At 66.7% G+C, this 22,983-nt stretch carries 18 protein-coding genes and 2 pseudogenes; 6 read left to right on the top strand and 14 right to left on the bottom strand.

What is annotated here, in order from left to right; translation table 11 throughout:
- Positions 1-5: 5 nt before the first annotated feature.
- Complete coding sequence (locus LXM55_RS28215) at positions 6-1,184, top strand: acetyl-CoA C-acetyltransferase (protein ID WP_233323405.1); 1,179 nt, start codon at positions 6-8, stop codon at positions 1,182-1,184.
- Positions 1,185-1,241: 57 nt separating this feature from the next.
- Here LXM55_RS28215 and LXM55_RS28210 read toward each other — a convergent pair whose 3' ends face one another.
- The gene (locus LXM55_RS28210; protein ID WP_233323404.1) at positions 1,242-2,165 is read right to left on the bottom strand and encodes a LysR family transcriptional regulator; all 924 of its coding nucleotides are present in this window, start codon (positions 2,163-2,165) and stop codon (positions 1,242-1,244) included.
- 130 nt (positions 2,166-2,295) lie between these two features.
- Between LXM55_RS28210 and lysA the strand changes: the two genes are divergently transcribed.
- On the top strand, positions 2,296-3,528 hold the full coding sequence (gene lysA / locus LXM55_RS28205) for a diaminopimelate decarboxylase (RefSeq protein ID WP_233323403.1): 1,233 nt from the start codon (positions 2,296-2,298) through the stop codon (positions 3,526-3,528).
- Positions 3,529-3,535: 7 nt separating this feature from the next.
- Here the strand turns inward: lysA and LXM55_RS28200 are convergent, their stop codons facing one another.
- On the bottom strand, positions 3,536-5,266 hold the full coding sequence (locus LXM55_RS28200) for an alkaline phosphatase D family protein (protein WP_233323402.1): 1,731 nt from the start codon (positions 5,264-5,266) through the stop codon (positions 3,536-3,538).
- Positions 5,267-5,302: 36 nt separating this feature from the next.
- Entirely contained in the window at positions 5,303-6,748 is a 1,446-nt protein-coding gene (locus LXM55_RS28195) for an MFS transporter (protein WP_233323401.1), read from the bottom strand.
- Positions 6,749-6,875: 127 nt separating this feature from the next.
- Between LXM55_RS28195 and LXM55_RS28190 the strand changes: the two genes are divergently transcribed.
- Both LXM55_RS28190 and LXM55_RS28185 read left to right on the top strand, forming a co-directional pair.
- A complete protein-coding gene (locus LXM55_RS28190) occupies positions 6,876-7,799 on the top strand; it encodes a LysR family transcriptional regulator (RefSeq protein WP_233323400.1) in 924 nt (307 codons plus the stop codon).
- Between the two features lie 26 nt (positions 7,800-7,825).
- Entirely contained in the window at positions 7,826-8,281 is a 456-nt protein-coding gene (locus LXM55_RS28185; RefSeq protein ID WP_233323399.1) for a hypothetical protein, read from the top strand.
- 75 nt (positions 8,282-8,356) lie between these two features.
- On the opposite strand, the pseudogene LXM55_RS32830 reads toward LXM55_RS28185, so the two are convergent.
- The 10 genes and pseudogenes from LXM55_RS32830 to LXM55_RS28140 all read right to left on the bottom strand — a co-directional run.
- Positions 8,357-8,872 (bottom strand): annotated as a pseudogene (locus LXM55_RS32830) (methyl-accepting chemotaxis protein); the annotation flags it as partial.
- Positions 8,873-9,478: 606 nt separating this feature from the next.
- Positions 9,479-10,114 (bottom strand): annotated as a pseudogene (locus LXM55_RS32825) (PDC sensor domain-containing protein); the annotation flags it as partial.
- A 376-nt stretch (positions 10,115-10,490) separates the two neighbouring features.
- Positions 10,491-10,784, bottom strand: coding sequence for a DUF3144 domain-containing protein (locus tag LXM55_RS28175; protein ID WP_233323397.1), 294 nt, complete (start codon positions 10,782-10,784; stop codon positions 10,491-10,493).
- 146 nt (positions 10,785-10,930) lie between these two features.
- Positions 10,931-12,037 (bottom strand): site-2 protease family protein, encoded by a 1,107-nt coding sequence (locus LXM55_RS28170; protein ID WP_233323396.1) that lies wholly within the window; start codon positions 12,035-12,037, stop codon positions 10,931-10,933.
- A gap of 186 nt (positions 12,038-12,223) precedes the next feature.
- Positions 12,224-13,258: an RNA 3'-terminal phosphate cyclase gene (gene rtcA, locus LXM55_RS28165; RefSeq protein WP_233323395.1), complete on the bottom strand. Its 1,035-nt coding sequence runs from the start codon at positions 13,256-13,258 to the stop codon at positions 12,224-12,226.
- A gap of 8 nt (positions 13,259-13,266) precedes the next feature.
- On the bottom strand, positions 13,267-14,055 hold the full coding sequence (locus LXM55_RS28160; protein ID WP_233323394.1) for a nucleotidyltransferase domain-containing protein: 789 nt from the start codon (positions 14,053-14,055) through the stop codon (positions 13,267-13,269).
- Positions 14,056-14,071: 16 nt separating this feature from the next.
- Positions 14,072-14,716: a hypothetical protein gene (locus LXM55_RS28155; protein WP_233323393.1), complete on the bottom strand. Its 645-nt coding sequence runs from the start codon at positions 14,714-14,716 to the stop codon at positions 14,072-14,074.
- Positions 14,717-14,734: 18 nt separating this feature from the next.
- A complete protein-coding gene (locus LXM55_RS28150; protein WP_233323392.1) occupies positions 14,735-16,078 on the bottom strand; it encodes a PBS lyase in 1,344 nt (447 codons plus the stop codon).
- A 4-nt stretch (positions 16,079-16,082) separates the two neighbouring features.
- The gene (locus LXM55_RS28145; RefSeq protein WP_233323391.1) at positions 16,083-17,309 is read right to left on the bottom strand and encodes an RtcB family protein; all 1,227 of its coding nucleotides are present in this window, start codon (positions 17,307-17,309) and stop codon (positions 16,083-16,085) included.
- Between the two features lie 755 nt (positions 17,310-18,064).
- Positions 18,065-19,615: an RNA-binding protein gene (locus tag LXM55_RS28140; RefSeq protein WP_233323390.1), complete on the bottom strand. Its 1,551-nt coding sequence runs from the start codon at positions 19,613-19,615 to the stop codon at positions 18,065-18,067.
- Between the two features lie 204 nt (positions 19,616-19,819).
- Here LXM55_RS28140 and rtcR point away from each other — a divergent pair, with 204 nt between their 5' ends.
- Positions 19,820-21,412: an RNA repair transcriptional activator RtcR gene (gene rtcR / locus LXM55_RS28135; RefSeq protein ID WP_233323389.1), complete on the top strand. Its 1,593-nt coding sequence runs from the start codon at positions 19,820-19,822 to the stop codon at positions 21,410-21,412.
- A gap of 126 nt (positions 21,413-21,538) precedes the next feature.
- Here rtcR and LXM55_RS28130 read toward each other — a convergent pair whose 3' ends face one another.
- The gene (locus tag LXM55_RS28130; protein ID WP_233323388.1) at positions 21,539-21,955 is read right to left on the bottom strand and encodes a PaaI family thioesterase; all 417 of its coding nucleotides are present in this window, start codon (positions 21,953-21,955) and stop codon (positions 21,539-21,541) included.
- A 196-nt stretch (positions 21,956-22,151) separates the two neighbouring features.
- Between LXM55_RS28130 and LXM55_RS28125 the strand changes: the two genes are divergently transcribed.
- A complete protein-coding gene (locus LXM55_RS28125; RefSeq protein ID WP_233323387.1) occupies positions 22,152-22,949 on the top strand; it encodes a DUF4349 domain-containing protein in 798 nt (265 codons plus the stop codon).
- Positions 22,950-22,983 lie beyond the last annotated feature (34 nt).

Below are 22,983 nucleotides of genomic sequence, written 5' to 3'. Positions count from 1 at the left end.
CCATCATGCAAGACGTTGTCATCGTTGCCGCCACCCGTACCGCCGTGGGCAGTTTCCAGGGCTCCCTGGCGGGCATTCCCGCCGTTGACCTGGGCGCCGCCGTGATCCGCCAGCTGCTGGCCCAGACCGGCATCGACCCGGCCCAGGTCGACGAAGTGATCATGGGCCAGGTGCTCACCGCCGGCGCCGGGCAGAACCCCGCGCGCCAGGCCGCGATCAAGGCCGGCCTGCCCCACGCCGTGCCCGCCCTGACCCTGAACAAGGTCTGCGGCTCGGGCCTCAAAGCCCTGCACCTGGGCGCCCAGGCCATCCGCTGTGGCGATGCCGAGGTGATCATCGCCGGCGGCCAGGAAAACATGAGCCTGTCCAACTACGTGCTGCCCGGCGCCCGCACCGGCCTGCGCATGGGCCACAGCCAGATGATCGACACCATGATCAGCGACGGCCTGTGGGACGCCTTCAACGACTACCACATGGGCATCACCGCCGAGAACCTGGTGGACAAATACGCCATCAGCCGTGAAGCCCAGGACGCCTTCGCCGCCGCGTCCCAGCAGAAAGCCGTGGCCGCGATCGAGGCCGGGCGCTTTGTCGACGAGATCACCCCGATCCTGATTCCCCAGCGCAAGGGCGAGCCGCTGAGCTTCGCCACCGACGAACAACCGCGTCCCGGCACCACCGCCGAGGCCCTGGCCAAGCTCAAGCCGGCGTTCAAGAAAGACGGCAGCGTGACCGCCGGCAACGCCTCGTCGCTGAACGATGGCGCCGCCGCGGTCATGCTGATGAGCGCCAGCAAGGCTCGCGCCCTGGGCTTGCCGGTACTGGCCAGGATCGCCGCCTACGCCAACGCCGGGGTCGACCCGGCGATCATGGGCATTGGCCCGGTGTCGGCCACCCGCCGCTGCCTGGACAAGGCCGGCTGGACCCTGGACGAGCTGGACCTGATCGAAGCCAACGAAGCCTTCGCCGCGCAATCGCTGTCGGTGGGCAAGGAGCTGGAATGGGATGCGAGCAAGGTCAACGTCAACGGCGGCGCGATTGCCATCGGCCACCCGATCGGCGCGTCGGGCTGCCGGGTGCTGGTGACCCTGCTGCATGAAATGCTCAAGCGCGATGCCAAGAAAGGCCTGGCGACCCTGTGCATCGGCGGTGGCCAGGGCGTGGCATTGGCCATCGAACGCTAACGTTTCCTCCGTGGCGAGGGAGCAAGCTCCCTCGCCACGTCAGAGGCGCTGTTGCAATTACAGCGCCTGCACTAGCCTGCTCAACTGCTCATCCAGGCGCCCCGCCTCGCCTCGCAACGACTCGCAGAAACCCTCGACAAAACTCGATGACGGCCGGTAATCCGGGCGGATCAGCATCACCCGGTACGGCACCGACCGCTGCAACGGACGGATCGCCAGGCCGCGCCCGACCTCCTCCATGGCGCTCAACGGGTTGATGATCGACACCCCGAGTTTCTGCCGCACCATGGCGCACACCGAGGCGGCGTTGGTGGTTTCCACCACCACGCGGCGATCGACCCCGGCCTGGCGGAAGTGCTCGTCCAGGGTTTGCCGGTAGATGTCCAGGCCCGAGAGGTTGATGAAGTCCTGGCCGCGAAAATCCTCCAGCGCCAGCCGTGGCTTGGCCAGCAGCGGGTGGTCGTCGGCGAGGATGCAGACCATGTCGGCGCAGAACAGCAATTCGCCCTGGGTGCCTCGGGGCAGGTGCTCGCTTTCGGTCAGGCCCAGGTCATGGCGCTGGGCGCTGAGGGCTTCTTCCAGCAGCGGCGACTCCTGGGCGGTGATGCTCAGGCCGATCCCCGGGTGCTGCGCCTGAAAGTGCTTGCACACCCGCGGCAGCAGGGTCTGGGAGAACAGCGGCAGGCAGCTCAGGCTCAACTGGCCGTGTTCGAAACGGCGGATCGACTGGGCCACGCTGTTGATCCGCTCCAGCCCCACATAAGCCCGCTCCACTTCTTCGAGCAACAGCAGGGCCTGGGCCGTGGGCAGCAGGCGGCCGCCCTCGCGGTCGAACAGGCGCAGGCCGGAAAGGCTCTCCAGCCGCGCCAGCTCGCGGCTCACCGTAGGCTGCGAGGTGAACAGCAGGCGCGCGGCGCCGGTGACGCTGCCGGCCTGCATGATGGCGCGGAACACTTCGATATGCCGCAGGGAGATGTTCATGCCGGGAAACTCATTCAGTCATTCAGCCACATATCAAATATGAATACCTTGGCAAAGAATAGATATTTTATTGAATAGCCAGCAAGCGGCATGCTGCCCCCATTCCCACTGACCACAGATTGCATTCGCCATGGCCATTCCTTTTTCCCCCGCTCAACTGGTTGCCGCTGCCCGTCAATACGGCACCCCGCTGTGGTGCTATGACGCCGCCACCATCCAGGCACGCATCGCCCAGCTGCAAGCTTTCGACGTGGTGCGCTACGCGCAGAAGGCCTCGTCCAACCTGCACCTGCTGCGGCTGATCCGCGAAGCCGGCGTCCGGGTCGACGCGGTGTCCCTGGGGGAAATCGAGCGCGCCCTGCTGGCCGGCTTCAGCCCGGTGGATGCCGGCATCGTGTTCACCTGCGACCTGTTCGACGAAGCCACCCTCAAGCGCGTGGTGGAGTTGCAAGTGGAAGTCAACGCCGGTTCCATCGACATGCTTCGCCAACTTGGGGCGCAGTCCCCGGGGCACCGGGTGTGGCTGCGGATCAACCCCGGGTTCGGCCACGGCCATAGCCGCAAGACCAACACCGGCGGCGAGAACAGCAAGCACGGCATCTGGCACGACCAGGTCGGCGAGGCCCTGGCGGTGATCCGCCAACACGGCCTGCACCTGGTGGGCCTGCACATGCACATCGGTTCCGGGGTCGACTACGACCACCTGGAGCAAGTGGGCGCGGCCATGGTGGCGGCGGTGAAATCCCTGGACCACGACATCGAGGCCTTCTCCATCGGCGGCGGCCTGTCGACCCCTTACCGCGACGGTGATACCGCGGTGGACGTGCAGCGCTACGCCAATGCCTGGAAGGTCGCGCGCCAGGAGATCGAGGCCTACCTGGGCCACGGCGTGCGCATGGAGATCGAGCCCGGGCGCTTCCTGGTGGCCGAGGCCGGCTGCCTGGTCAGCGAAGTGCGGGTGGTGAAGACCGCCGGCCAGCACCACTTCGTGCTGGTCGACACCGGCTTCAACGACCTGATGCGCCCGGCCATGTACGGCGCCTACCACGGCATGAGCCTGCTGGACGCCGCCGGCCAGCCGGTGGACCGCCCGCTGCAACCGACCGTGGTCGGCGGCCCGCTGTGCGAGTCCGGCGACATCTTCACCCAGGACGACGAATGCCTGACCCCGCGCCTGCTGCCCCAGGCCCGGGTCGGCGACCTGCTGGTGCTGCACGACACCGGCGCCTACGGCGCCAGCATGTCCTCCAACTACAACAGCCGGCCGCTGCTGCCGGAAGTGCTGTTCACCAACGGCCAGCCGAAACTGATCCGCCGCCGCCAGCCGCTGGCGGACCTGCTGGCGCTGGAACTGGGGCTGTAAGGCCCCGCTACCAGGGCAGCAATTGCAGCCGCTCGGGCTGGTCGTCCACCCGGTCATCCTGCTTGCGGGTCACCAGGGGCTCGCCGTCGGCGCCGTAGAACTGCACCACCAACTCGGCACTGGCGGGCTGCAAATCCAGGCGGGCGAAGTTGTCCGCCTGGGTAAAGGCCCAGGTGCGGTAGTCCACGGTGCCCGGGGTGTTTTTCAGCACGAAACTGTCCGGGGTCTGAGGGGATCGCGAGTCATGCACATAGCCCGCAGGGTCACCGTCGGCAAAGGAGAACGGCCAATAGAAGGCCGACGAGGTGACCGCGTAGGCGCTTATTGCCTGTACCCCGCCACTGAACTCCAGCCGGGAAATGTTCGAGCAGTGAATGTCACCGGACAGGAACACCACGTTCTGCACCTGGTAGCGGGCGATGGTTTCCAGCACGGTGCTGCGGGTGCTTGGGAACGCCGACCAGGCATCGCTTTCGTTCTTGCGCCGGTCGTAGCGCTGGCCCTCGCCCGCGGTATCGACGCCATTGGGCACGAAGACGCTGGAAGTCACCACGAACTTGGGGGTATTGCCCCGATCCTCCTGCATATGCCGCAACCAGGCGCACAAGCGGTCCAGCTGGCCGGGCTCGGCCGGGTGCAATGAGGGCCGGCCCAGCAAGTGGTTGTCCTGCAAGGCCCCGGGCACGTCATCGAGGAAGCGCTGGGTACGGGTATCCAGCACGAAGAACGGGTAGTTGGAGCAGGCAAAGTCGTAGAACAGCTGATTGACCGAGCGGTGCTTGAGGTACTGATCGTTGCCGGTCATCGCACGCTGCTGCACGTAGCTGTCCTCGAAGCGCGGGCCATGGCTCCACTGGTAGCTCATGTAGGCGCCCATCGCCCAGTTGAACAAGGTGCGCTTGCCACCGTTCTTGCCGATGCGGTCCTGAGTCCAGTTGTCCTCGATCTCATGGTCATCGAGGATCATGTAGGTGGGCTTGTGCGCCAGCAGGCGGCTGATGAAGGGCGAGCCGAAGGCCGTGTGGTAGCGCTCTTCGAACTCTTTGTAACTGTCCGCCCGGCCAATGGGCACCATGCGGTTGTACAGATCGGCATAGATCTGGTCCCCGACCATCAGCACGAACTGGGTATCGCTATGGGCACTGAGCATGGGGCCGAAGATCGCATCCGAATCCCGGCGCTGCCACGGCAGCCCCGGGTAGCGGCAGGACCCCAGGAGAAAGCTCAAGGGCTGCGAAGCCGCCGTGGCGTCGGCACGGGCGTGGGTGGTGAACTCGGCCTCCACATACACCCGGTCGGCGCCAAGGCGGTTCAGGTCGCCGGCCCAGGCCGACGCCGCCGGCAGGCGCTGGACCACCGACTCGCTGGACACCTCGTCATCGATGGAGCCTGCATCGTCGACATTCAGCGAGGCCATGCGCACCCGGTAGTGGGTGGCGGGTGTCAGCAGGAACGGCTTGAGCTGCTTGCGCTCGGTCTCGTTGCGCCACAGGTTGACGTCGACCCCGAGGTTGAAGGTGCCGGTGCGGTGATACTCGCGACGCAGGCGAAAGTAATAGATGTTCTCGGCGGCGACCCGGCCATTGCCGCCCACCACGCCAATGACCCCGATGGTACGGACGTCCTCGGCCACGCCCTTCTCGTCCAGGGCATCCGAGGCGGCAATCCACAAGCGGCAGGAAGTATCGGTGGTGTGCCCGACGATCGGGCCTAGGGACGGCGTGCGAAGTGTGCTCACGGTGACCAGCTCCTTGGTGGGGTGTGCCAGCCAAGCTTAGTCGGGACAAGCCGGCCGACCAGCCGCGCCGGCCTCCTCGGACGACCGGTCGCGCCCGGCGATGAGCAAGGCCAGCAGCATCAGCAGCGCCGCCACGCCAAAGGTCCAGTGCATGCCGCTGGCCACCGCTTCGGCGCCGTCCCGGCCAGCCACCTGCGGCCGCGAACCCCAGGCGAACAGCGCGCCCATGGCCGCCGCCCCGCTGATCAGCCCGAGGTTGCGCGACAGGCTCAGCAGGCCCGCCGTCAACCCGCGCTGCTGGGGCGCCACATCGAGCATCACCAGGCTGTTGTTGGCCGCCTGGAACAGCGCGTAACTGGCGGTCACCAGGGCCAGCGCCAGCAAGTAGCCGACCAGCCCCAGGCTCAGGGGCAGCAGCGCCAGCAGGCTCAAGCCGCCGCACAGGCCCAGCACGCCGAGCCGGGACAGCGGCCGGGCCCCATACCGGTCCACCAGGCGCCCGGCGGGAGCGCCACACAGGGTCGCCACCAGCGGCCCCAGGGACAGGCTCAGGCCCACCGCCAGGGTGTCCAGCCCCAGCCCCCGGGACAGGTAGAACGGCCCCACCACCAGGGTGGTCATGATCACCGTCGACACCAGCAGGCTCAGCCACAGGCTGCGGCGCAGTTGTGGCCGGCGCAGCAGGGCCGGCTGGAACAACGGCGCCGCCGCCCGGCGCTCGACACGCACCAACAGAACGCCCCCGGCCACGCCGACCGCCAGCAACCCCAGGTTCAGCGGCGCCAGCACCCGCTCCCCCAGCGTCAGGGCCAGGGCATAGGCGCCCAGGCTCAGGGCCAGGAGCACAGTGCCGGGCACATCAAAGGCGCTGGCCGATGCCACAGGCCGATCCGCCGGCAGGCAACGCCAGGCCAGCAGCAGGGCCAGCAGCCCCAGGGGCACATTGACCAGGAACATCCAGCGCCAGCCGAGGCCGGCCAGTATCAGGCCGCCGAGCGCCGGGCCCAGGGTGGTGCCCAGGGCCGACATGCTGCCCAGCCAGCCCATGGCGGCTCCAGTACGGGCCTTGGGCAATGCATCGCCCACCAGGGCCATGCTCAGGGCCAGCATCACCGCCGCCCCCAGGCCTTGCAGGGCGCGGGCCGCCAGCAGCCAGCCGAGGCCCGGGGCCAGGCCGCAGCACAGCGAGGCCAGGGTGAACAGGGCAATGCCTCCCAGCAGCACACGGCGCCGGCCCAACTGGTCGCCCAGGCGCCCGGCGCTGGCGATCAGGGTGGTGATGGCCAGCAGGTAGGCCAGGACAATCCACTGCACCTGCGCAAAGGACGCCTCCAGGGTCCGGGCCAGGCTCGGCAACGCGGCATTGGCGATGCTGGTGTCCAGGGACGGCATCAGCATCGCCAGCGACAGGCTGGCCAGGGCCCAGCGCGCGCGGGACGCGGGGATTTCCCGGAAAGCGGTATTCGACTCTGAAAGGGGCATCGCACAGGCTCCAGCAAGGTGATGCCCGCCAGCCTAGGGCCGCGCATGACCTGGCGGAAGACGCAGCCCTTGCAGTTAATAGCTGCATGCAACGCCATGTCACCTGCCAGCGTGCTACATTCCGCCGATGTCGACTCCCGATCTGAACCTACTGATTACCCTGGACGTGCTGCTGACCGAAGGCAGCGTGGCGCGGGCCGCCCAGCGCCTGCAGCTGAGCCCCTCGGCCATGAGCCGGGCCCTGGCCCGCCTGCGCCAGGCCACCGGCGACCCGCTGCTGGTACGCGCGGGGCGCGGCCTGGTGCCCACGCCCCGCGCCCTGGAACTGCGCCAGCGCATTGGCCCACTGGTGGCAGACGCCCAGGCAGCCCTGCGCCCGGCCGAGACGATCGACCTTGGTCGCCTGCAGCGCACCTTCACCCTGCGCAGCCGCGACGGTTTCGTCGAGAACTTCGGCCCGGCGCTGGTCAACCGCCTGCGGGCCGAAGCGCCCGGGGTGCAGGTGCATTTCGTGCCCAAGCTGGACCGCGACAGCCAGCCGTTGCGCGAGGCCAGCGTCGACCTGGAAACCGCGGTGATCGACGCCGACACCAGCCCCGAGTTGCGCACCCGGGCGCTGTTCCGCGATCGCTTCATCGGCGTGGTGCGCAGCGGCCATCCCTTGAGCCAGGGGCCGGTGAGCCTCGAGGCCTATGTCGCCGGCCAGCACATCCTCGCCGCCCCGCAGGGCCAGCACCACGGGCGCATGGACGAGGCCCTGGAGGCCCTGGGCCTGGAGCGGCAGATCGTCACCCTGGTCAGCGGTTTTTCCGCGGTCCTGGCCCTGGCCCGGGGCTCGGACCTGATCGCCATGGTCCCCGAGCGCCACACCAGCAACCTGCGGGCCGGCCTGCACGGTTTCAGCCTGCCGCTGCCCCTGCCGGAGATGACCATCTCCCTGCTCTGGCACCCGCGCATGGAGGCCGACCCGGCCCATCGCTGGCTGCGCCAGTGCGTCCACGAACTCTGCAGCGATGCCGCGGCCACCCTCCCCGATGGCCAGCAGCGCTGACCGACCTTGAACTGCGAGACCCTGCAATGCCCTCCCGCTCACTTGCTGCACCGGCTGTGCCCCTCAAGTACCTGTCCGCCATCGTCGCGCTCCTCTGGGGGCTGTCCCTGGCAATCGTCCGGGCCTGGCAACCGATGGATTATTTCTGGGAAAACTTCGCCGCCTACTGGCTGCCCCAGGGGCTGATCCTCGGCCTGCTGCTGTGCACCCGGCCCTCGTCGGCGCTGTTCACCGGCGTGACCCTGGCCCTGGCCGAGCACTTGCAGCTGTTCTGCCTGTGGATCACCTCGCCGATCGACAGCATGGGCTGGCTGTTCTACCTGTTCGACTTTCCGGGCGCGCTGATCGGCGCCGCCATTGCCCGCTTCCTGGCCACGCGCAGGGCCGCAGACAAACCGCTGGTGAGTGGGCTGCTGGGGTTTGGCGGGGTGGCCTTGGGGCTGCTGCTGAATTTCCAGCTGGTGCTGTTCAGCCAAGGCTGAATCGGGGCGACGACAGCGCCCCGCGGAGGGAGTTGAAACTCACCCGGACCACTGGCGGCCCGGGTGAGTGAGCCTTCAGCTGTGGCCTTGGCTGAGGTGCGACAAGCGCCCGGACAGGGCCTGCATTGCCTCGCTGACCTTGTCCAGGGCCTGGGCGTCACGGGCATTGTCTTCGCTGATGGAGTGGATGCGCACCGCCAGTTCGTTGATCTCCTGAGTCACATGGCTCTGCTGCTGCGCCGCCACGGCGATCTGCTGCGCACGCTGGGAAATGTCGTCGAAGCTGGTCACCGTGCTGGACAAGGCGTCCGAAGCGCCGGAGGCCTCGCCCACCGCCTGGCGGGTCCGCGACTCGCCGGACTGGATCGCTTGAACGGCCTGGCGCGAGGCGCTTTGCAAATCACTGATCATGCCGCTGATCTCGTTGGCCGAGGTCTGGGTGCGCCCGGCCAGGGTCCGCACTTCGTCCGCCACCACGGCAAAGCCGCGGCCCTGCTCGCCGGCCCGGGCCGCCTCGATGGCAGCGTTCAACGCCAACAGGTTGGTCTGCTCGGAGATGGCCTTGATCACGTCCAGCACCGCGCCGACCTGCTGGCTGTCCTGCTCCAGGCGCTGGATCACCGCCGTCGCCTCGGCCATTTCCGTGGACAGCAGCTGGATCGACTGGCTGTTGGCCGCGACCCGCTGCTGACCGTCCTGCACCACCACCAGCGACTGACGCGCGGTGTCGGCACAGTTGTTGGTGTTCTGCGCCACTTCCAGGGCGCTGGAGGACATCTGGGTAATGGCCGTGGCCAGCTGGGTATTTTCCTGGCGCTGCTGCTCGGCGCGCTGGGCCAGGGTGCCGCTCAACTCGCCCAGGCGCCCGGCCTCGTTCTGCAGTTGCCGGGCTTCGTTGGCGATCTTCTGCAGCATCTGCCGCAGCTGCCCGGCGTAACGGTTGACCGCGCCGCGCAAAGCACCGATCTCATCGGCCCGCGCCACGTGCAGCTCGACGTTGTCCGTGGCCTGGCCACGCCCCAGGGCGTCGATCTGCTGGGTGGTCTCCTCCAGCTGGGCAATCAGCTTGTGGCCGCCGAGCCAGGCAAAAAACAGCAGCAAGGCCAGCAACGGCAGGAGAAACACCAGTATCTCGGTGGTCATGGCCCGGGCCAGGCCGGTGACCTTCCGTTCCGGGGTCACCAGGCCAATGGTCCAGCCACTGCCGGGCATGGTGAACAGGCTGACCCGCGCCTCTTCCTGCAAGCGGCCATCCTGCGCCAGGTCGAGGCTGCGGACCTGCCCGGCGGGCGCGGCCTTGGCCAGCACCTCGGCCACCGGCCCCAGCCAGGGCTGCTGTTTGCTCAGGGCATCAAAGCTGAGCATCTGCGCCCCGCCGCTGGCCTGGGCATCGGGGAAATACAGCACGTTGCCGGCCTGGTCCAGGGCAAAGGCATAACCGCCGGTGACCGCGCCCTGCTCCTTGAGGAAACGCGCCAAGTCATCCAGGCGCAGGTCGACGGTGGCCACCCCGGCGAAGACGCCGTCCTGACGATAAGGCACGCTGCACGTGGTCATTGGCACCTGGGTCACCGGGTCCTGGTAGGCCTCGGACCACAGGCAACGCCCCGGTGCGCTGTTGCGCGCCCCGGTGTACCAGGCTTCATGGTGATAACCCGCGCTGCCCGCGGCGTTGTAGTCATCGGAGAATGCCAGGGCTCCGCCATCGCCGCGGGCCCAGAAGAAACTGCGGCGCTCGACCCCGGGGGTGAAGGCATTGGGTTCTGGCCAGATGCCGCCCCCGGCAATCGCCTTGTCGCCTTCATGGTCGATCACCTTGGGCAAGGTGGCCATGACCAGCGCCTGCTCCTTGGGCAGCCCTTCCACCAGGTGGGCCATGCTCGCGGTCACCCCTTCGATCCCCGCCAACTGCAACGCCAGCTGGCGAACAATGGCGCTGCCGGTCTGCTCGATCAACGCCGAGCTTGCCTCCACCACTTTGGGCTGCCCCCGTAACGTCATCACGACAAATACCGCCAGCGCCGTGAACAGCAACAGCAACACACTGCCGAGGGTCAAACGATGAGACAGACGAACCGGTAGCAAGGCCATGACGAACTCCTTATCAATAGGCATTCAGAGCTTATCGACCAAGGTCATCGATCACTTGAGAAAAGAGTGACGCAGGTCACACAATCCGCCGCTTACTCAGCGACGGCGTTCGACCTTTTCAGTCCTGCTGGCCGTTCATGTAGCGCGGGAAGTTCTCGATGTAATCAGTGAGGTTCTCTTCGAGCATCAGGCGGAACTCCTCCAGGAAATAGTCCACTGCCTGTTGCTTGGCCGCCGCCAGTTCCTCGGCATTGCGGCAACCGCAGGCGCTGACCCAGGCGCTGAAACGCGCGTTGGCGTACATCAGCGAAGCGCTGGCCTTGCCCCGGCTGCTGTCGGCGATGTGGGAGTTGGTCAACTCGATGACGGCGTCGGCGCGGTTGTAGAAATCCTGATCCGGTTCGTTGGCCACGGGGTGTTCCTCTTGCTGGCTAGGGAAAATAAAGCGCCGGAGTATAAAAGTTTTACGCTCGCATACCGATTACTTTCACCCTCGCCCTGCCCCCCGGCCCTGTAGGAGCCGGCTCCTACAAAGTGCGCGGCCGGGGCGCGCCATGGCTACGCCAGGGCCCGCAGGTGTGCGGCCAGCAAGGCTTCGCTGCGCCCCTGGGACCGCACCACACAGTTATCCGCCGCCTGCAGCGCTTGCTGCACATACGCCTCGCCCTGCCGACGATCACCTGCAAGGATGGCCGTCAATGCCTGGCAGCGCGGCCGCAGCCAGGGCGCATACCAGTCGACATCGGCACTCATCGGCAGGCCCTTCAGCAGGCCGGCGTCGCGCTGCAGGTAGGCACGGCTGAAAACCAGTTCACCGCGCAACAGCTCGATCAGGCCGCTCATGCCGGTCAACTCCCCGGCCCGAGCGGCCAGCAGCTCGTCCAGCTCCTGCTCTATCTGCAGTACCCCGGCCCAGTCGCCCTGGTCCTGCCTTGCATTGAGCCGGTAGCCGAAGGCAACCAGGGGGCCGGGCATGCTGCCCTGGGCCAGCAGGTCGAGGTCCCGGGCCGGCAGTTGGGCGCTGGGCACCCCGGCCACGGTCAGGGCCAGCAGGCGTGCCTGGGCCAGCTCAGGACGTTGATCGTCGCGGTGCAGATACCACCCCAGCGCCAACATGCCGTCGCTGGGTAATACCTGCCAGGCCGGCAGCAGATTACCCACCCCTAGCACCAGATTGATGATGGCAAAGGCCAGCGCCAGGGCGCCGCAAACCCCTTGCCAGTACAGCCCGAGCGCCAGGGCCATGCCTCCCACCAGCAGATTCAGCAACGGCCCGCCGAGGGCCATCAGCATCCATTGCCGACGCAACGGCCGTTGCAGGTTGCTCGCCGCCATCACATAGCCCCCCAGGCGACTGCGCTTGAGCTGCGGCGACCAGCGCAGGCGCCAGCCACGTCGCAGCACCTGCACCTCCACCGCGGCGATCCGCGCCTGCAACACCGGCATCCCGCAGCAGCGGGCTGCCAGGTAGTGCCCGCCTTCATGCACCACCACGCTGATGATCATCAGCAGCGAGGCCAGGAAGATCGCCAGAAGGGGCTGCAAGCTGGACTTGATGGTGAACCCCAGTAGCAGAGCGGCGAGAAAAAAGCCGCTGAGCAACACCAAGCGCTGCACCAACATCAACAGTTTGTTCAGAACCTTGAGCCAGCTGTTGCGATCCATTGCGTACTTCTCCGAGCGTGAAGCCGGGCATTATCCGGCAACGCCGCACCTCGTGGGAGACGGTTTGCCGGCGAAGCGGCCCTTGAGTCCTGCGGCGACGTCAGGGCCGCCTTCACTGGCAAGCCGGCTCTTGAGGGATGATGTGGCGCCGGGCAATGCCGGCCCCGGCAGCGATCGGGTGGCGGACTAATTGGCGTGGCGGGCCAGACACTCGACCCGCAGCACCTGCGCATTGCACGCTTGCGTCTGGAAGCGCACCGGCAGAAACGCTTCGATCACCCGGATATTGCTCTCCAGGTGTTCGGTCATGCGCGGCGTGGTGAAACTGCCGCCGCCGGCCAGGGCCATGGGCAGCAGCAGTTGATCGGCCAGGTGTTCGGCCACCGCCGCGCCGGAATCCAACCAGTCCCGGGCCTGGTCGATGGCAAGGTCAGCGACCTTTTCCGCCCGCAGGCTGTTCTGACCAAAGCCGCAAAACAGCTCGGTCAAGTGTTCAAAGGCAAACTCCAGCAACAGCACATTGCCCGGGCCGTATTGTTCATCCAACTGCACCGGGGTGAGGTGCTCCCGTGGCAGTTCCAGGCGATTGTGCACCCGACGCAACTCGCGCTCCGCCACATGCTCGGGCAGGCCCGCGCTCAGCGCCCAGGCCCGGCTCCCCAGCAGTGCGCCACGCGCCTCAAGGTGCAGGGGCTGCAACACCGAAGGCTGGACAAAGGCCTCCAGCTCACCGCCGCCGGCCGGTACGAAACCATGGCGCAGCAGTTGCAGTTCGACCCGCCCGCCCATGCGCCGCAGTTGCGGCAACCAGGCCTGCTGGAGGAAATCCACCGGCGGTGCCAGGGGGTTGTGGGTGCCGCCGCTGATGCTCACGCGGCTGGGCTGCGGCGCGTACAACAAGGCCGGTAGCAGGGTCTGCAGCACCAGGGTGCAGCTGCCGGCGGTGCCGATGGCGAAGCGGTAGTCGCCGCCACGGATCGGCCCCGGCTCGAAGGTCAGGGCCTGGGAGCCGAGCTCGACCCCGGAGGTCTTGGCGCCGCACACCTGGGCCGCCGCCTGCACCGCGGTCAGGTGCTGGCGCAGCAGCCCCGGGCGGCTGCGCCGGGCACGAATATTACGGATACGCAGGGTCTTGCCGCTGAGCATCGACAAGCTCAAGGCGCTGCGCAGTACCTGGCCGCCGCCGATGGCGCCGTCCAGTTCGATGACTTCCTGTTTCATCACATTCCTCAGGCGTAGTGCCGGACCGTTTCCCGCAGGTAAGCGTCCAGCAACGCGTTGTCTTCATGGGTACGCGCCAGCTTCGGCACCGGGCGTTCCAGCTCGGCGGCGATAAAGGCGTGCAGTGCCGGGCGTCGCGGCCCGTAGGCGGACTCCTCGGCGCTGCGTTTCAACACCAGCAGCTCGGCCACTTCGTCCAGCAGCGGCTGATGGTCAACCGTGGTCAGCAGGTCGGCGAAGGTCATCGGCGGTCGGCCGCGGCCCTGGTCGATCCAGCGCACCGCGAGCAAGGGCCGCAGCACGTAGAAGTACTTCTTGAAGCGCACGCTGTCGCCTTGCAGGTAACCGCGAAAGTTCTTCCTGGCCATCGACAGATAATGATTGCGCGCCGCCGGCGGGCTGTAGAACGCCTCTGCCAGCTCGCGCAGGCGCGCGGCGGCGGCCGGTTCGCGGCGATACACCAGGGGCGAATCCAGCCATTCCAGCAGGGTCGGGTTGGACTTGCGCAACAGCCCGAGGGTCTTGCGCAGCTCCCAGCCCCTGATGTCCAGCTCGTCGTCCAGGGGCCGCTCGATCACGTCGCGCCCGGCGTCCACCTGGATGAACCATTCGGGCTTTTCCACATAGACGAAACGCACGTCGTAGTCACTGTCGGTGGAGGCAAAACCCCAGGCCCGACTGCCGGATTCGCAGGCATACAGCACCTGCACGTTGCGCTCGCGCTCGATCCGCGCCAGCTCGTCCAATACCCGTTCGCGCATGGCGTTGCTCAGGGGATGGTGTTCCAGGTGTTCCATGATCCTTTTTCCTTGTTCAATCCGTGGCGCTGGCGGCCAGCACGCTCAGGGTCCGGCGCGCGGGGTTCCACACCGTCAGGCACCAGACGCCCCACCACTCCAGGCCTTCGTCGAAATAGTCACTCCAGGGCTGCAAGTGCGGCCCCATGTCCGGTGCCTGACAGTCCAGTTCCAGGTTGCCCACCCAGTTGATCACCTGGGGCCGCTGTTCGAGGTCCAGCCCCAGCAGGTCCAGCCATTGGCCGTACACCTGCCGGGCCTGCTCGGCCCCTCCCGGGAAACGCAGCCCGTACGGCGGCTGGCAAAACGCCCGGTACAAGGCCTGCTCCTGCTGATCCAGGTTTGCGCAGATCAACTGCCGGACCTGCTCCTGGCTGAGCACCTCAGGCACCGCTCGCTCCTGCTCCCAGCGCATCGACGTCAGGCCGACGTCGGCGTAGCGCGGGTCCTGGCGCAGCTGTTCCCAGCGCTCGCGACGTTCAGCCATCAAGTGCTGGTACAGGTGCTGCAAGCCCTGGCGATGCAGGGCTTGATCCACCTCAGCCTCGGGTTCGACCGCCAGCACCACAAAATCGAAGACGCAGTACACCTCCTTCAGTTGCTGGCGCAGCGCGCGGCAGTGTTCATCTTCTATTCGGGTCAACAGTGGCCGCGGTTGCATAAAGGCTCTCTCCATTCTTCAAAGCAGGCGCTGGGCCGAACCTGCGGGTAATTCACCGGCGGCTTCCATTGCCTGCAAACGCTGCACCATGGCTTCGCGCAGGGGCTTGGGGGTGACCGGGTCGAACATCCCGTAGCGGCCATTGCACCAGCGCGCCAGGGTCTCGCGCCAATAGGCGGCCTCGCTGCCACCCTGCCCCAGGCGCCACAGCAGGTACTCCAACTGGCGCCAGCCCGGCTTGAGGGCCAGCAGGGCCCAGCGCCGCGCCTGCGGCAGGTCGTGCCAGTGCTGGTCCAGGCGCTGTTCCAGGGCCTCGTCGAACACCGCCCAGGGCTGCTGACGCAGCAGGGCCAGGGCGCAATCGAAGACCTTGTCCGAAACGTCGTCCAGGGCCGCCAGTTGCTCGGCCATGCCGCGCTCGCCCAGGGTTTGCAGGGCCAGCAGGCGCACGCTCAGTGCCGGCGAAGCCAGTGCCTGGCGCACCATGGCGTCGGCTTGCAGCGCCTGCAGTTCCCGGACCAGCCCCAGCAGCCCCAGCCACTGGCGCTTGTTGCGTGGCGCCGGCTGCTGCAAGCGGGCCAACAACACTTCCCGCGGGTCCAGCCCATGGCGCGGCGCGGCCCAATGGGCCAGGCAACGCAAGGCCCCTGAAGGGTCCAGCAGCGCCTGAGCCAGATACTCGCGAGGGTCGGCCAGCAACGGCAGCAACAGGCGCAGAGCCTTGACCCGGACACTGGCGCCGCAACGCTGCATCACCTCTTCCAGCAAAGGCACGGCCTGCGCGGCGGGCAGTTCGGCGCAGGCATCCACCGCCATCTGCCGCACGCTGACCTCCGGGTGGCGCAGCGCCCGGGCCAGCAGCGCCGCCCGATCCGGCGCCCCTTCGAGCAGCAGCTCGAAGACAAAGCGCGCGGCCTTGCCCCGGCAACCGGCAAAGGCGCCTTCAACGTCTTCGCGTACCTGGGCCAACTGCAACACCGCACGCGCCCGCTGCAGGGTCGCGCCATGGTCGGCACGTTGCTTGCCGGCCAGGGCCAGCAGCGGCGTCAGGCTCTGCAACAGCAGCTCGGCGCGCTCTGGCGCCAGGTAACCCTCCAGCGCCGCGGCGGCCTCCTGGCGCACCTGGGGCACCCAGTCGTTGAGCCGCTCCAGAAGCGCCGCCAAGGACTCGGCCGAAGGCAGCGCGGCCAGGTGGCGCACCGCCGCCTGACGCACGAAACCGTTGCCGAAGCGGCTCAGTTCCAGCCAGGCGCCGTGCCGGTCCAATTCGTCCATTACCTCCCGCACGCGGCGGGCTTCGTAGTCGCTCAGCTGGTAATGCCAGCCGGGCGGGGCCGCTATCAAGCCATCCATGTCGTCCATTGTTCTACCCCTTTACGCACACCACCTGACGCAGGGTGTGCAGCACTTCCACCAGCTCGCGCTGGGCGTGCATGACTTGGTCGATGTCCTTGTAGGCCATCGGAATTTCATCGATCACCGCTTCGTCCTTACGGCACTCCACATGGGCGGTCGCGCGGATCTGGTCGGCCAGGGTGAAGGTGTTCTTGGCCTTGGTGCGGCTCATGGTACGCCCCGCCCCGTGGCTGCAGGAGCAGAACGCCTCCTCGTTACCCAGCCCGCGGACGATGAAGCTCTTGGCCCCCATCGACCCCGGGATGATCCCCAGCTCGCCCTTCTTCGCCGACACCGCGCCCTTGCGGGTCACCAGCACCTCTTCGCCGAAGTGGCGCTCCTTCTGCACGTAGTTGTGGTGGCAGTTGACTGCCTCCAGCGCCACTTCGAAGGGCTTGCTGATCACCTTGCGGGTGGCCTGGATCACCAGTTGCATCATCAGTTCGCGGTTCTGCCGGGCGAAATCCTGGGCCCAGGCCACGGCTTCCACGTAATCGTTGAAGTGCTGGCTGCCTTCCTCGAAGTAGGCCAGGTCACGGTCCGGCAGGTTGGCGATATGTTGGCGCATATCGGCCTGGGCCAGGTGAATGAACAGGTTGCCGATGGCGTTACCGACGCCGCGGGAACCGCTGTGGAGCATGAACCAGACCCGGTTGGCCTCATCCAGGCAGACCTCGATGAAGTGGTTACCCCCACCGAGGGTTCCCAGGTGCTGGCGGTTGTTGCTGTTGGCCAGGGCCGGGTACTTATCGGTGATCGCCTTGAAGCGCGGGTGCAGGGCCGCCCAGGCTTGATCGGTCTGCTGCGGCACGTCGCCCCAGGCGCCCTTATCGCGACCGCTACGCGGCGAAGTACGACCGTGAGGCACCGCCGCCTCGATGGCGCTGCGCAGCCCGGCCAGGTTATCCGGCAGGTCCGAGGCGGTCAGCGAGGTACGGGCGGCGATCATTCCGCAACCGATATCCACCCCGACCGCGGCCGGAATGATCGCGCCCACCGTGGGGATCACGCTTCCGATGGTCGACCCCTTACCCAGGTGCACGTCGGGCATCACTGCCAGGTGCTTGAAGATGAACGGCATCTTCGCGGTGTTCATCAATTGCTGGCGGGCTTCGTTTTCCACCGGCACGCCCTGGGTCCACATCTTGATCGGCTTGCCGTTGGCGACTTCCAGCAGTTGGTAGGTTTTCTGTTCCATGTCGTTGACTCTTTTTCCTGTGGCCGCTCTGGCGGCCTTGTTCAATAGGTTGTGTAGGAGCCGGGTCGCAGAAAACGATCTCAAGGGCCTCTTCGCTGGCAAGCCAGCGCCTACGGAATTGCGGTGTTCGGTGCAAACGGCGACAAGTGAAGGTGGAACATGCAGCGCGCTCTGCCTCTGAGCTAGTGAACGGGACTCGAACCCGCGACCACGCTGTCCTGTAGTTCCACCGGCATTCGCCGGGTCAATCGGTGCAGGCCGGGCCTGCGGGCAGCGACAAGGGAACAGGCACATTGGCTCTACCGACTGAGCTACAGCCTTGCGGCTGGCGGGGTTCGAACCCGCGACAAAATGTAGTACCCGTGGCATTCGCTGCCATCCCGCCGAGGCGGGGAAAAAGATGCGACGACAAGGGTCGATGAAACAGTACGTTCGTGTTCTGACCATTGAACCACGGCGCCGTTTTCCAGCACCGGCGGGAATCGAACCCGCATCCCGAACCTGGGATGTAGTTCCACCAGCATTCGTCGCAAAAACTGCAAAAAAGGTGGCACGACAAAAGTAGTGACTGATCGCCGGATTCGAACCGGCTTGACCAGGATGTACAGCCACTGGCATTCGTGCCGTCACCGGCCCTGACAAGAGTTGCTGAGACGCCTTTGGATGTAGTCACAGCGGCATTCAGGGCCAATGAGCAAAAAATCTTCGGTGTGCGCCGGCTGGCCGGCGCACGGTGTACCTCCATGTTCTATCGATCAGGGCGCCATTGCCTCGATCGCCTTGACCCAGTGCTGCGCACCGTAGTTGCCAGCGGTGAACTGCGCGATCACATCGAACACCGCGTCACTGAAGCCGCCGACGTTGAGGATGTCCTCGCGGTCCGGCGCCTGGGTCGTGGCCCCCGGTTGCATGTCGATGCACACCAGCTTCGCCTGCGGGTTGATGGCACGGATCCGCTCCCACTGGCGCAGGGTTTCCGTGGCCCCGTGGCGCCGCGCATCGATCCACGACTCGTTGTCCGAGACCAGGATCAGGGTGTCCACGCGGCACTGGGCGTTGGCCAGTTGCGCCAGGGGCGCCGAGCAGTTGGTCCCGCCACCGCCGATGTTCGCCAGCTTCTGGGCATTGCTCATCACGCTGTCCCGCGGGTTGAGGTGGATGTTCACCACCCCCCGCTCGAACGGCATGACCCGCGCCGCCGGCTGCTTGCGCAACACCGCCGCCGCCACCAGTGCCGCCACATCGATGCAGCGCACCGCGGTGGTGGCGCCCTGGCGATAGCCGGTGACCGGGCTGTGCATCGAGCCCGAGACATCCGGGCAGACCACCACGTGGCCCGCCAGCGCCGGCACGTTGGCCAGGGACAGCTCCAGGGCATCCTGCAGCGCCTCGCGGACCGCTTGCGGCACGTCCTCGCCGGCCATGCGGTAGGCCGCCAGCAACTGGTACGGGTAGACCCGCGCCTTGGCCACCTCCCCCGCATCCGCCAGCCGCGCCGCCACGTACTCGGTGCAACCGGGCACCTGGAACGCGCCGTGACGCGCCAGGGTGTTGAGGTTCATGCGCAGCCCCTGCCAGCCCATGTTGCGGGCCTGCGCTGCCCATTGTCCGGCGCTCAGGGTCTCGTTACCGAGCAACTGGAACGGCACCTGCGGCACTTCCTGTGTCGCCCCGCTGCGAAACGCCAGCAGGTCCCGGGTCAGCTCAGGCAGCGCCTGCACATCCACCGGCTTGCCGATCACCCAGGCAAAGAAGGCTTCGCGCCAGGCATCGCTTGGCTTGGGGTGAACCATCTTCAGCACGTCCGCCAGGGACGGCTTGGTGCCGATCGAAGCCTGCAACAGCTGACGCTCGCTGGCCGTGTTCAACCAGTTCTGCACCAGACGCTTGGGCTGCGAGCCCAGGGATTTGCGCCCGGTCACGCCGCTGCGCAGGATCTGCACGAAGTTGCGCAGCATCTTGCCGTTGTCCACCACCTGGGCGAACAGCTCCGGCACCAGGGCCGAGCGTTGCGCGGTCAGCGCCGCCAGCAGCAGCGCCGGCATGTCCTTCATATGGCCTTGCTGCCGAGCGTAACGGGCGGCCTGGGCCACGAAGCGGCTGTCCAGCTCGCTTACCAGTTGCAGCACCGCGTCCAGCTGGCCTTCAGGCGAGGTGTAGAAGGTCGAGTTCAGGCAACCGGTGACCGCCAGCTGGGCCAGGCGATGCTTGGCGTTGTAGGCATAGGCCGGTGCCTTGGAAGCGTTCAGGGTGGTGCTCGCTGGCGCTTTTGCCTGTTGGGTGTTGAACAGCTGGAAGTTGGCCATCTTGGCGTCTCGCTCTGTTGTCTCGTTCGTTGCCAGATACATTGCAGCCGCTGTGCCAGGTTTTATTCTTCCAGCAAATTATTTTTTAACTTATTGATTTATAACGATTTTATTTTTATTCACTTTTTCACTGGCCATTCGACAAGACAAACGCCTCGATAATTTTATATCTTTGCCTATCGCTTTTTATCTTCAGGTATAAACATGTCGAGCAAGCCCACGGTCGCCATCGGTTTTGTCGGCGCCACCCTCGATCGCGTCGGCAAGGGCGCCAACCGCTGGAGCCACTGGCGCCCGACGGTCGGCCTGTGCCAGCAACCGGACGTGCTGATCCACCGCCTGGAACTGCTCCACGGCCTGGACGCCCGAGATGTCAGCCTGGCCGAACGGGTGGCCAACGACGTGCGCCAAGTGTCGCCGGAAACCGAGGTGCGCCTGCACCCCATGGGCCTGAACAACCCCTGGGACTTCGAGGAGGTGTACGCCGCCCTGCACGACTTCACCAGCGCCTACCCGTTCGACACCGAGCGCGAGGACTACCTGGTGCACATCACCACCGGCACCCACGTGGCGCAGATCTGCTGGTTCCTGCTGACCGAAGCGCGCTACCTCCCTGCCCGGCTGATCCAGACCTCGCCCGCCCGGCGCCGCGACCCCAGCGAACACGCCACCGGCACCCACGCGCTGATCGACCTCGACCTGTCGCGCTACGACCGCATCGCCTCGCGCTTTGCCCACAAGCGCCTGGAAGGCCTGGCCTTCCTCAAGTCCGGGATCGCCACCCGCAACCCGGCGTTCAACCGCTCCATCGAGCAGATCGAGCGGGTCGCCGTGCGCTCCAAGGCACCGATGTTGCTGATCGGCCCCACCGGTGCCGGCAAGTCATTCCTGGCCCGGCGCATCTATGAGCTCAAGCGCGGTCGGCACCAGGTGCAGGGGCGCTTTGTCGAGGTCAACTGCGCCACCCTGCGTGGCGACGGCGCCATGTCGGCGCTGTTCGGGCATATCAAGGGCGCCTTCACCGGCGCCCAGAATGCCCGCGAAGGCCTGCTGCGGGCGGCCGATGGCGGCATGCTGTTTCTCGACGAGATCGGCGAACTGGGGCTGGATGAACAAGCGATGCTGCTCAAGGCCATCGAGGAAAAACGCTTCTTCCCCATGGGCGCGGACCAGGAGGTGCAGAGCGACTTCCTGATCATCGCCGGCACCCACCGCGACCTGCGCGGCCGGGTGGCCCAGGGCCTGTTCCGCGAAGACCTGTATGCGCGGATCAACCTCTGGACCTTCAACCTGCCGGGGCTGGCGGGGCGCCGCGAAGACATCGAGCCGAACATCGATTTCGAGCTGGAGCGCCATGCCCGGGAGCAAGGGCAACTGGTGCGCTTCAACCTGGAGGCGCGGCGCCGCTACCTGGCCTTCGCCAGCTCCAGCGAAGCGGCGTGGCTGGGCAACTTCCGCGAGCTCTCGGCCTCCATCACCCGCATGGCCACCCTGGCTGACAGCGGGCGCATCGACCAGGCCCAGGCCGAGGAAGAAATCCAGCGCCTGCGCCACGCCTGGGGCCTGGAGAATGCCGAGGATGAACTGCAGCAACTGTTGGGCGACGACGTACAGCTGGACCTGTTCGACCGCCTGCAACTCAAGGCGGTGATTGCCGAATGCCGCCGCGCCGACAGCCTGTCGGATGCCGGGCGCCGGCTGTTCGGCGTGTCGCGCCAGGGCAAGGCCAACCCCAACGACGCCGATCGCCTGCGCAAGTACCTGGCACGCTTCGGCCTGGACTGGAAGCAGCTGTAGCCGCTGCCGCAGGCTGCGAACGGCTCCGCAGGAGACGCGGGGATCTTGAGGCCGCCACGTGTTCGGCAGGAGATCGCCAAGCAAGGTCCTGCGGACCTTTGCGCAGCTTCGCAGGCTCAGCAGCGGCTACAGAGCGGCTGGCACGGCGAAGACGCCACTGGCCCGGGCCACGTCCCGCTCGCCAACCCGCAGCACCACGGTGGCAAAGGCCATCTGCCGGCCGCGCTTGGCGTGCTCCAGGCGCACCTCGATCCATTCCCCGACCTGCACCGCCCCCAGGTAGTCGAGGGTCATGCTGGCGGTGATCAGCGGCAACGGTGGTTCGCTGGAAAACGCCATGGCGTAGCCCATGCCGATGTCCGCCAGGGTGGCGATGATGCCGCCATGCACCGTGCCCCGGCCGTTGGCGTGGCGGGTGTCGGCGCGCAGGCCGAGGCACAGTTCACGGCCACTGCCGCGACCATAGACCGGGCCGATCAGCTCCAGCAGCGGGCTGCTGCGAGGCAAGGGACTGAAGCCCGGGGGGATGTCCGATTCGCTCATGAGGTTCTCCTTGAACCGCTGGGTAACGAGGGTTGCACAGGGCGACAGGTGTAGCCCTGATTGACCACGGTGCCCATGAGCATCAGCCGGGCAAATGGGTGAAAATAAGTCGCGCCACGATCGTGGTGATCCTGGGAACAGCGGTAAGATGCGCGCCTGCGCCCTAGCCGCAGTTTCAAGTACTCAAGGAGCCTCCATGCAGCATCAGGACGATCACCCCGCCATCCCCCGTCGACTGGCCTTTGCCCTCTTCGCTGCCCTGGCCCTCAGTGCCTGTTCCCCCAGTGATCACAACAACTCCGCGGTGGCCCTCGGCGGCGCCCAGGGCAAGGCCGGCGCCCAGCTGGCCTACGAACATGAACTGAGCTTGTCGCTGCCGGCGGCGCAGATCGGCCCGCGCCTGGCGCAAACCCGCGAAGCCTGTGAGAAAGCCCAGTTCGGCGCCTGCAACATCCTGCGCCTGGAACAGGGCAAGTACCGCGCCCAGGTGGTGTTGCGAATCGTCCCGGACGGGGTCGAGCCGATCGTCCAGCAAGCGTCTCAGGGCGCGGAGCTGGGCGAGCGCATCACCACGGCCGAAGACCTGGCTGATGCCGTGGCCGATGTGCAGCGCCAACAGCAGCGACTCAAGGCCCAGCAACAGCGCCTGGATGAACTGGCGGCGCGCAAGGACATCGGCGTCAGCGACCTGATCGCCCTGAGCAAGGAACAGGCCGGGATCGAGAACGACCTGCAGGCCCTGGCCCAGGCGGCTGCCGGACACCAGCGCCGCCTGGACACCAACCGCCTGACCCTGAACTTCGAGCCCAATGACGGCGTGCGCCGCGAATCCAGCCTCAAGCGTGCCTTCAGCAACCTGCTGGACAACCTGGCCGATGGCACCGCCGAAGCCCTGGAGAAAGGCAGCTATGTGCTGCCCTTCGTGATCCTGGCCTTCCCGCTGGCACTGCTGTGGGTCTGGCTGTGGCGCAAGTTCGTGCGTCGCCGCCCCTGAGTTTTGCGGCGCCCTTGCGGGCGCCTTCGCTGGC

Source organism: Pseudomonas sp. Au-Pse12 (assembly GCF_021341665.1).
Taxonomy (GTDB): domain Bacteria; phylum Pseudomonadota; class Gammaproteobacteria; order Pseudomonadales; family Pseudomonadaceae; genus Aquipseudomonas.
This window is presented reverse-complemented; position numbering and strand designations above follow the sequence as displayed.